A 10,387-nucleotide genomic window follows, 5' to 3' on the forward strand; every position below is an offset into this window, starting at 1 on the left:
TCAAACTCTTCAGTTTAATCTCTGTTTGTTGACACTTGCGTGTCATTCGCTATTGCTAGCGAAGTCGCCCACTCAAAATACTGACCGTCGCCTCATTGCTGAGACAACGTATTTCTTTTGTGTGAACATTTGATAATTTAAGTAATCAGTGACCGAAGTCACTGGCACCTTCATCAAACGCCCACACTTATCGACTGTTAATTGTTAAAGAACTTATTCGGNGAGACAACGTATTTCTTTTGTGTGAACATTTGATAATTTAAGTAATCAGTGACCGAAGTCACTGGCACCTTCATCAAACGCCCACACTTATCGACTGTTAATTGTTAAAGAACTTATTCGGTGCTTCCTGCTGTATTCTGCGAATCGTTTTGTTCGTCAGCAGCAGAGGAAGAAGAGTATGAAGCAATTTCTGATTCTCGTCAACCCCTTCTTTGCTTCGTCTCAGTTTCCTGAGTTTGCTGTTGCTAGATCAACTACTTGATTTCGTTGATGTTTTCATACAGCGCCGAAGCGGAGGCGAACTATAGCAAAGCCGGACACGTCCTGCAAGGGCCGCCTTCCGATAACAACGCCAGGCCAGGCGACGCGGTTCCTTGCAGAGTCCTCCGTCCTCCATCAGAAGTGAATGATGCCGCCCAATGCGATCCCGTTCATCTTGTCCCTTGGCCCGGCAAAGGCCTTGGAGCGGGTCTGGCTCCCTTCCGCAACCAGGGTGATCGCGTCGTTGAGCGCATAGTAGGCGCCGGCGGTGACATTGCTGTTCGACTTCAGCCCGCCCGTACCGATGGTGTCGTCGGCGTTCTTGCTGTGCCCGTGGCTGAGGCCGAGTTTGAGTTGCTGCGACAACTGGTAGGTGCCCTGTGCGAATACGTGGGTCGTGCGCACCCGGCCCTGGTCGGCATCGGCCAGCATGCCCAAGCCCCTGCCGCGCTGCACATTGAACAGGATGCCGACGGGGCCGGATACATACAGCACACCTGCCTCAATGCCGCGCAAGGTCAGATCGGGCGTACCGGGTGCATCCGGGTCGAGCCGCTGCGTCTTGGCCCCCAGCCAGCCCTTGATGTCGCCAAGCTTCATCGTCACTTGCGCCTGGAACTGCGGCGTCGAATCGGCCGAGTAGGCGGAGCCGGCAATGATTGGCGTATCGTCCACCGGACTCATGATCCCGATGTCGACACCCAAGCCATGGTCGAGCTGGGGCGAGGTGTAGGTGATCTGGCCATATTGACCGAAATAGGCATAACCGGCGCCGATGTGGCCCAGCGCAACCCGGCCACGCTGGGTCGCCTGCACGGGTGCGCCCGCGCCCATCAGCGTCATGTCGTTGAGGATGGCGTTGGCCCCGAAGATGCCGTTATCGCGTCCCAGCTTGAAGGTGCCGAGCGCGGCGTTCCCGAATGAGAAATACGCCTGGCGTACGTCGACTTCGCTGTTCTGCGCGATCGCGCTATCGGTGGCGGCGTGCACGTAGATGCCGATGAGCGCCTTGACATCGTAGCCGCCCTTGTTCGACGTGGCGGATGTCACCAGTGCGCTTGGCAGCAGGCCATTGCCCACTGTCGTGCGGCGATCCTTGCCGGCGCAACCGAGTGCCTGGCCAGCCAGGGCCAGGCCGCCCACCTCGCCGCCGTCGCAATCGACAAAGGTGTAATACGCGTTGACGTTGCCGCCAACATTCAGCGTCCAGTCCCCGGCCTTGATGTCGACTGCCAATGCCGACTGCATGCACGCGGCCAACGCGCCAAATGCACAAATCTTCTTCATCGCCGTCTCCTTGTTCAGCTCGTGGTTATGCGCATCGGATGATGCTGACCACGGCACTGGCAAATTGCATGCCCGGCAGCCGTTTTGCCGTTCATGGGGCGGAGTGAGCAGCGTCTTCGTGCTGAACCGCGCCGGAACGGATCAGCTGCGCATGAGTTCGCTGCGCCGTTTGCGAACGGACGAGTTAGAACAGACGATAGAAAACGAAAGACATGCGAGGACGAATCATGGCAAAACCGACGAGGTCCCTGGCAACGCTCGTTTCAAACGGATGTCCAGGTCAGGCATCAGGATGTGCGCCAGCGCTTCTTCGTCGATCGCCCTGCCATGCGCCTGCATCGCTACCGCCAGTGCCCTGTCCCAGCGCGCGTCCACCGCCGCTCCCGCAAGTGCGCGCGTCGCAAGCGCATTGCCCTCCAGCGCGGCGCGGTAATCGTGCGCGCCAAAACGCCAGGGCCGGGCGGCGAAGGTCTCGACGACCGTATTCGCGATAGCAATTCCCGGCCAATCGAAGTCGCCGTGGTAGTGCAAACGGGCGCCGGCACGCGCCAGTTGCAACAACAGCGCACGCTGGGCTGCCGCGGGCATGCCATCGGTGCACACCAGCGGCGCACAATGCGCCCCGAGCGCATCTGCAGCGATGGCCACCAGATTCGGGTTTTCGCACACGTAGACATCGCGCGCCGCGACGTCCCAGCCAGCCGCCGACCGCATCAGCGCTCGCAGCGACAGGTAGCCCGGCTCTCCGCTCGCCCCCGCTGCACTGCCCGGCAGGTTCAGGAACAGCACCGGCCGCGCCAGCTCGTTCACCAGCACGCCGGCCGCGGCCCACAGCTCACGCACCGTTTCCTCGCCCTCGCTATCATCCTCCAAGGCACGCTCGCGCCGCAGTACGGCAAGCACGATGGCCGCCACCGGGCTGCCCGGGTCGAGTGCGTGCGCATCGCCCAGCCATTGGGCCGCCAGATGCGAGCGCGCGACCGCCGCCGCCGGCAGTTGCGCCAGCACCGCCTGCGCCTGGCCGACGATCCGCGCCGCCGCCGGCAACTGCGGTGCCAGCCGCTTGAGCAGGCCCAGGCCGCGGGCGTCGGCAAGCAGCGCCGCCAGCCGGCTGTCCGTTGCCAGCGCGCGCACGGTCTCCCAGTTGCGCGCAGCCTCGGCACGTGCCGCAACCATGTCAGTGATCGGACCGTCGAGCAGTTCGAGGGCATGCCGCAGGGATGGCGCCAGGCCCGCATTGGCCAGGCGCGCGTCCAGCTCGGCGATATCGAAACGCAGCGAGCCGGCATCGCTCGGGCGCCGGCCGAGCAAACCGGCCAGGGCGCCGCGCTCGGCTTCGCCAAGCCTGTTCAGCGTGACGATGCCGCCATCGCGGCCGCGCCCATACCGGCCGCGCAGCCGCGTCCGCAGCGGGGCCAGCGCGGCGCCGCCCAGCAGGCGTTCCAGCCTGTCGTTCGCGCCGCTCATTTGGCAGATGCGTCGGTTGCGGCTTCGGCTGCAGCGTCGGCTACCTGAGGGAAGCGCCGGGCGCCGTCTTCCTCGAGCCGGCGCGCGCGGCCGTCCCAGGTCCAGCGCGACACGTGGACGGCGTCGATGCCTTCGTGCCGCTGCAGCTGGCAGATCGACACGCCGGGCAGTTCGGCATAGCAGGCCCATTCGCGTTCGCTGGTCATGACGAAGTCGAGGTCGAACTCGCGCACCAGGGCCATGCAGTGCGCGCGTGCGGCGTCGTCGATGCCGGCAAAGGCTTCATCGAGCAGGACCAGGCGCGGCGCGTGGCGCGAGCCTGCGTGCGTATAGAAACTGGACACCGCCGCGAACAGCGGCACCGTGAGCCCCAGAGCGCGCTCTCCGCTGGAGGCCGGGCCGGCCAGCGGGCGCCACTGCCCGTCCTGCCAGCGCTGCACGCGGAAGCGGTGCCAGCGCCGGTAGTCGAGTGCGCGCGCGAGCAGTTCGAGCAGGCTGCCGCTGCGGCCGGCATCGTCGCGCGCGCGCTCGGCTTCGATTCGGCTCTGCAGCATCCGCCCCACCACTTGCCGGTCTTCCGGCGACCAGGCGTCGTAGCTGGTATTCAGCAGCCGCTTGCGCGCCGCCTCCAGCCCGACCGGCGCGCCGTCGCTGCCCTCCTCCAGCGCCTGCCACTGCAGGCGGAAGCGCACGCCGGTCGAGGTCGGGCGCTTCGCCAGTTCGGTGTTGATGGTGGCGACCCGGCGGTCGGCTTCCTGCAGGCGGCGCCCGATCGCTGCCGCCACCTCGGCCTGCAAGTGGTTTTCCAGCACCTCGGTCTCGCGCGCGGTCAACAGCTCCTGGCGCTGCGCAATCTCGGCGCGGATTGCCGCCTCGATCAGGTCGGGACGCTGCGGCCGGTTCTGGTAGACGATCGTGACGATCATCCCGTGGTCGCTCGGCTCGGCCTGGCCCTGGTGGCCCAGCGCCGTGAGCGCGCTCTGCAAATCGGAGAAGTCGCGCGCATAGGCGCTTTGCACGCGCGCCCAGTCGGCATCCTCGGCCTCCACGTCGTGCAGCAATTGCTCCGCGCGGCGCGCCACGCCCAGCGCCGGCTCGATGCTCCAGGGCGCGGGCGGCACCTCGAGCTCGGGCAAGGCGATCGCCAACAGGCCGGTGGCATTGAACTGTTCGAGTCCGTGCACCGCATCCTGGCGCTGCGCCGTGCGCTCTTCCAGCGTCGCGGCGGCGCTTTCGGCGCGCTGGCCGCTGCGGGCGCGGGTTTCGCTGGCAGCGCCAAGCTGCGTGCGTGCATGCTTCAGCGCTGTCTCGCCATCCTGCACCGCCCGCCGCAGGGCAGCCAGCCGCGCCGTCAGTTCGCTCACCTGGGCGCCGACACGTTCGCGCAGCGTGTCCAGGCGGACCTGGGCCTCGTCGACGGCCTCGATGCAGCGCGCGGCCTGCTCCCGACGGCTGGCAGTATCGCGCTTGCGGTCCTCGAGACGCGCTTCCTGGCGGCGCCGTTCGGGCAGCGCATGGCGCACCTCCTGGGCCCGCAGCTCCAGCGCTTGCAGTGCCTGCGCGGCCGCATCCAGCGCGGCCGACATCGCCGCCAATCCGGGGCCGTCCGGGGGCAGCTGCAAATCGGCCGCGTCGCGCTCCAGGGCGGCGCGCGCCGCGCGCCAGGCATCAAGCGCCGTGGCCAGGCGCGCTTCGGCCGCGGCCAGCCGCTCGGCCGCCTGGCGCCGCTCGCGTTCGAGCGCAACCGCCTGCACATGGGCGCCGCGCAGCGCCGTATCCAGCGGCGCAGCATCCCACTCGGCCGCTGCGTGGGCGCGGCGCGCGGCCAGCAGTGCCAGCCCTGCGGACAGCGCGGCCTGTTCCTGCGCCAGGCCAGCCAGCATGGCATCGATCTCGGCGATGCGGCGCCGTCGTGCATCGGCGCGGCTGGCCGCGCCGATATATTGCGCGGCCGGCTTGGTCCAGGCGCCGCCGAGCGGCCCGATACGGAACCGCCCGTCCGGTGCAACCCAGGCCTCGGCGCCGCCGTCGCTCGCGCCGCAGGCCACCGATGCAAGCAGGCGTTCGACCAGCCGCGGGTCGAGTGCACAGGGTTGCGCCGGCGCCAGCCATGCGGCCAGCGAGGCTGGCTGCGCCGCCCGCACCTGCAGCAGCGTATCGGCCAACAAGGTGTGGGCGTCGATGGCGCCGTCCCGACCTACCCAGGCGTCGAGCAGGCCGGCCGCCTCCAGCGCGGCTTCCAGGCCGGCACGCTCGGCCTCGTCGCGCACGTTGTCGCGGAACTCGACCAGCTGCCAGAACGGTGCGCCCGCACGGCCAGGCGGACGTGCGCCGGGGCCGCGCTGGTAAGGCGGCGGCGGCGCGCTGTCGACGCCATCGGCCAGGCGCTTGCGTTCCTGCTCCAGGGCCAGGGTTTGCGCGTCGAGCGCCGCACGGCGCGCCAGGGCGCCGGCCTCGTCCTGCGCCAGGCGCAGGCTGCTGTCGTGCTGGGAGCGCAGCAAGGCGCCATGGGCCGGGTTCTCTCCTTCCAGGGTGCGGGTCCAGTCGGCCAGCGCGGGCAGCACTGCCGCACTGTCGATCGCCAGCTCGCGCAGCCCGGCCGCATGGGCGCTCCACGCGTCCACCAGGCGGTCGGCCTGGTCGAGCAGTCCGGCCTCGCCGGAAGCCAGGCGCGCGGCGGCGTCGGCCAGGTCGTCGGCCTGCTGGTCGCGCCGTTCCTGCGCCGCATCGCGCGTCGCGGCGGCTGCGTCCAACTGGCCCAGGCGCCCTGCCACCACGGTCACGTCGATGCGCCGTTGCCGGCCAAGGTCGCGCAAGGCGCGCCCCATCTGCTCGTAGTCGGCAGGGTCGAGATCGGCCAGCGCATCCGATTGCCTGAAGCAGGCCAGCGCCGCCGCGAATTCCCCGTGCCGCGCCAGGCCGGCGCCGCTGCCCGTGTCCTCGAATGCGGTGACGGCAGGCGCAAGCGCGGCGCAGGCTGCATCGGCGCGCCCGGCGTAGTCGCGCAGGGCCTCGGCATCGCGCGCCTGCCGCTCCACGGCGTCGCGCAGCGCCGCCTCGGCCTCCGTTTTTTCACGCCGGCGGGCGCCAAGGTGGCGGTCGAGTTCTTCGATGCGCCTGGCATCCTGCATCAGCGGATCCGACTGCATTTCGTCGAAGGCGGCGCGGTCGCGCAGCTGCTGCGTCTCGGCCACCTCAAGCGACGCGCGCAAGCCTGTCTCGGCGGCCTGGTCGGCGTCGAAGGCGGCGCGCGCGTCGTTCAGGTCGCGGCTGGCCTTGTCGAAGCCAGTCTGGGCGCTGCGCAGCACGCGTGCCTGGCGCCGCGCATTCACGCGCGCGTACTGGCTGTAGCGCCGGTTGAACTGGCCGATCGCCTTGGCCAGCTCGCTCAGTTCCGCCAGCTGCTGGCCATATTCTTCCAGCTGGTTCATGGCGTCCGCCACGTCGGCCAGCAGTTCGTCCGGCAGCGGCGCCAGCGCTTCGGTGAGCGCGTTCGACAAATTGTCTTCGTTGGGCTTTTTCGACAGTTGCGGCTGGCGCAGCTGGATCAGCGTATCCATCAGCGCCGCGTAGCGCGCCTCGCCAAGGTGGAACAGGCGCTCGTCCACCGCGCGCCGGTAGGCCTGCGCCGTGTCGAACAGCTGGCCGCTGCCGTCGAGCGCCTGTGCCAGGCGCTCCTTGCCGAGCACCGCGCGCCGTTCGTCGATCAGCCACAGCTCGCGCCCGATGCGCCGGCCCTCGGTCATGAAGTACCAGGTGTCGACCTGGGTGCGCGCCGCCACCGCCGACAGGCCGCAGCCCAGCGTCAGGAAGCGTGGCTGACCATCTTCGCCGATGCGGCCGAATTCGATCCAGGCGTAGCCGATGCGGCGCTCGTGCTTGCCGAGCAGGAGATTCCACGCCATCTTCTTGGTGGCGTCGCCGTCCGGTTCGATGCGCGACGACTTGATGCTGGCGTCAAACAGGAAGGGCAGCGTCAGCGACAACACCTTCGACTTGCCGGTGCCGTTATTCCCGCGCAAAAGCAGGTGGCCGTCGTGGAACCAGAACTCTTCGCTATCGTAATGAAACAGCTCGACCAGGCCGACGCGCAGCGGCTGCCAGCGCGCCTGGAGCGGCTCGGGAAGTGCAGGCAATGCCGGCGCGGCGCCGGTCGAAAACAGGGAATCGAGCATCAGAATAAAGCGTCCTGGGCGCGCTCGGCGCCCTTCGTTACGGTGCGCTTGCGCGCCACCAGTTCGGCCTCGCCGAGTGCGAAGCGCGCCAGGGCCGGCAGCGGATATACCACGCCGGCATCGCGCCGGACCAGGCGCAGCATGGCCAGGCGCGCCAGGGCATTCTCGGCGAGGTCGGTTTCGGCGCCGGGCTCGCGCGCCGCTTTCGCCCAATAGCGTCCATATTCGGGAATCATGCCGCGCACGGCCTCGCGCACGGCCGCCTCGCTGACCTGCGCCGCCGGCTGGGCGCGGCCGGCGCCTGCCAGGAATTCGGCGACCAGCAAGGTCACGTGCGATGCGGTGCCGGCCGCCGGCATGGCGACATCGGTGAGGTCGCCGCTTTCGTCCACCAGGGCCAGGCCTTCGGCACGCTGTTCGGCGTGCAGGCCGGTGGCCTCGCCGAGACGCGCGGCCAGCGCGCCGCGCTGGTTCTGGAAGTAGGCGCGCAAAGCGGGGCGGTCGTCGAGTTCGTCGAGGTAGACCACCGGATCGTCGAGCAGGCGGCGCGACAGGTGGTGGCGCATCGCGGTGCGGCGCCCTTCTTCGCTGTCGGGCGTGAACTCCTCGGTCAGGGCAGCGAGGCGCTCGTCCAGACCAGCCGGCGCCTGGTCCGGCGCCCAGGTCGAGGGGCCGCGCGCCGCCGCCAGCAGGCCGGCCAGTGCACGCCGCCGCACGTCGTACAGGGCATCGCCGACCTTGCTGACGAAGGCGTCTTCGTCGCCGGCCACGCGCAGCAGCACGCCGAGCGACAGCAGGTAGCGGCAGATCGCCACCAGCTCGCGCCGCTCGTGGTGGCTGTCGAGCGTGAAGCTGAAGCCGCGCGTGCCCAGCTCGGGGTCGGCGGCCAGGGCGAGCAGCTTTTCGCCCAGGGTGCGCAAGGTGATCTGCGGCTCGGCCCGTTCCAGCGCCGCACAGGCCAGGCCAGGCAGAACAGGATGTAGCGGCGCCGGTCGAAGTCTTCCGCGCCGCGGCTGGCGTCGTTCAAATTCGCGGGCCGCTTGTACAGGCGCGCGCAATCGCGCTCGACGTGCAGGATCCAGCCGGCCGCTTGCGAGAACCAGTCGCGCAGCTCGCGCTCATGGCGGCGCACCGCATGGAAAGCGGGATGCGCGGCCGTCATCAAGGGGCACATCAACAGGGCGCGCAAGGCGTCGCGGCGTTCGTCTTCGCGGTGGCGCGCAAGGACGTCCCGGACTTGTGCGGCGTCGCCAGTGCGCACGCCGGCCTCACGCGTCATGTCCGCCTCCGCTGGCCGTGATCGTCATCAGGTGGTCGCGCCCGGTAAACGTGCCGAAGCTGGTGCGGATGCTGGCGACACTGTCCGCCGCCAGCGGCACCAGGCGAATTTGCAGCAGGCCGTCGGCGCTCTGGCAGGATACCTCGGCGCCGGGACGCGACTGCACCACGAGCGCTTCGCCGAGCAAATTCAGGAACAAGCGGAAAGCCTGCTCGTCGAGCGTGCCCAGGTCCGACAGGCGCGTGGCCTGGCCGGTGGCGAAGATCGCACGCGCCGCATCGATCTGGGCGCGCTCGGCCGCCACCCGCCCGGCCAGCAAGGCGCGCTCGGCGTCGCGCGTACGCACATGCGGTGCGGCGCCGCGCGGCGTCAGTTCGCCCTGCTCGCGCAGGCGCGGATGCACGCGCACCGGGGGCGCCTCGGCCCAAGGCGTGGACGCAGGCACCGGGTCGGCGTGGGCGGTGTCAGCCTGCAGGCTGAAGTGGCGCGCGGGATTCAGCGCAAAGCCGGCTCGCCACAGGCGGTGCGCCTCGTCGTCGACGGCGGTATCGGCAAACCAGCGCGCCAGGATGCGGAAGTCCGCCGAACGGTCGCTGCGCCCGCTGCGCCGTTCGTTCAGGCTGGACACGGCCGCCAGCAACTGCGGAATGGCCGCCCTGACCTTGGCGCGCAGGAGTTCCGACTGCGCCTGGATGTGGCCATCGCTGATGAACCAGCGCGACAGGCCACGCCAGCGCTCGCGCCAGGTGCCGACGCGCTCGGCCAGGGCCGCCGCCTGTTCCTCGCCCGGGGCTGCGTCGCGCCGTTCGCGCTGGGCGGCGATCAGGAGCAGCGGTTCGATCCGGCTGTCCAGTTCGAGCAGGCGGCTCGCGATCGCCCCGGAGCGGCCGACCAGGTCGCTGACAAAACGGTTCAGGTAATCGATCAGGCGCTGCTTGAAGGCGATCACGGCCTGCACGTCCGCCTGCTGCAGTTCGATGGTGCGGGCAACGCTGGCCATGAAGGCCTGGGCATTGTCGGCCAGGCCATCGAACACGCGCACCAGGTCGCGCAAGGCGGTGTGCACCTTGGCCGGATCGGGCGCCGTTTCGCCGGCGAGGGCCAGCAGCGCGCTCAGTTGGGTGAGAATGTCTTCGAGCGCGACGGTTTGCAGTTCGCTCTGGCGCGCCAGGGTGCGCGCGAAGACGGCCAGGCCGGCTTCCACCGCCTCGCCGCCCAGCGACAGGCGGTACAGGAAACGCGCGCGGTAGAAATCCTCGACGCTCGATACACGCGCGGTATCGGGATGCGCTTCGAGGTTGCCCCAGTCGGCCAGCTGCGACAACGCGAGCTGGATTTCGTCGAGCGCCGGCGTGGCGCCCGGCCAGCGTGCCTCGATCTGCACTTCATCCGGCCGCAGCTGCAGCCTGAACTGCCGCTTGGCGGCGGCGAAGGTATCCATGATTGCCCGGTACAGCGCAGCCTTGTCAGCCGCGACGTGACGGAACAAGTCTCCGGCGGATTGAGCAAGCGTGGGCATCGTGTTCGGAAGTGGATTGGTCAATCCCCGACTATAGTGCGGGCTTGCGTAAAGGTCAACGCGCAGCCGCCGCGTAGGGTGGGTTCTCGAACCCACCACCTCACCGTTCGATCACCGGCGCCGTGTGCAAACGCCCATGCAAGCAAACCAGACGCCCAAAGCAAAAAACCCCGCAGA

5 protein-coding genes are annotated in these 10,387 nt (G+C 68.8%); all 5 read right to left on the reverse strand.

The features are described 5' to 3' along the window. Window positions 1–618 precede the first annotated feature (618 nt). A complete protein-coding gene (locus tag QWL29_RS25915; RefSeq protein WP_305825740.1) occupies window positions 619–1,827 on the reverse strand; it encodes a porin in 1,209 nt (402 codons plus the stop codon). A gap of 168 nt (window positions 1,828–1,995) precedes the next feature. Continuing rightward, the gene (locus QWL29_RS25920) at window positions 1,996–3,237 is read right to left on the reverse strand and encodes a TIGR02679 family protein (protein WP_305825741.1); all 1,242 of its coding nucleotides are present in this window, start codon (window positions 3,235–3,237) and stop codon (window positions 1,996–1,998) included. Next, a complete protein-coding gene (locus QWL29_RS25925) occupies window positions 3,234–7,412 on the reverse strand; it encodes a TIGR02680 family protein (protein ID WP_305825742.1) in 4,179 nt (1,392 codons plus the stop codon). The genes QWL29_RS25920 and QWL29_RS25925 overlap by 4 nt, the downstream gene beginning before the upstream one ends. Beyond that, window positions 7,412–8,470 carry a TIGR02678 family protein gene (locus tag QWL29_RS25930; RefSeq protein WP_305825743.1) on the reverse strand — a complete coding sequence of 353 codons (1,059 nt, stop codon included), beginning with the start codon at window positions 8,468–8,470 and terminating at the stop codon, window positions 7,412–7,414. Before QWL29_RS25930 ends, QWL29_RS25925 begins: the two co-directional genes overlap by 1 nt. A 210-nt stretch (window positions 8,471–8,680) precedes the next feature. Beyond that, window positions 8,681–10,210 carry a TIGR02677 family protein gene (locus QWL29_RS25940; protein WP_305825744.1) on the reverse strand — a complete coding sequence of 510 codons (1,530 nt, stop codon included), beginning with the start codon at window positions 10,208–10,210 and terminating at the stop codon, window positions 8,681–8,683. Window positions 10,211–10,387 lie beyond the last annotated feature (177 nt).

The organism is Massilia brevitalea, from assembly GCF_030711405.1.
Lineage (GTDB): Bacteria > Pseudomonadota > Gammaproteobacteria > Burkholderiales > Burkholderiaceae_D > Telluria > Telluria brevitalea.

Bases quoted from the DNA above. Each gene is read 5' to 3' on its own strand.
- QWL29_RS25920 (WP_305825741.1), bottom strand. From the start codon at position 3,237: ATGAGCGGCGCGAACGACAGGCTGGAACGCCTGCTGGGCGGCGCCGCG.
- QWL29_RS25925 (WP_305825742.1), bottom strand. From the start codon at position 7,412: ATGCTCGATTCCCTGTTTTCGACCGGCGCCGCGCCGGCATTGCCTGCA.
- QWL29_RS25940 (WP_305825744.1), bottom strand. From the start codon at position 10,210: ATGCCCACGCTTGCTCAATCCGCCGGAGACTTGTTCCGTCACGTCGCG.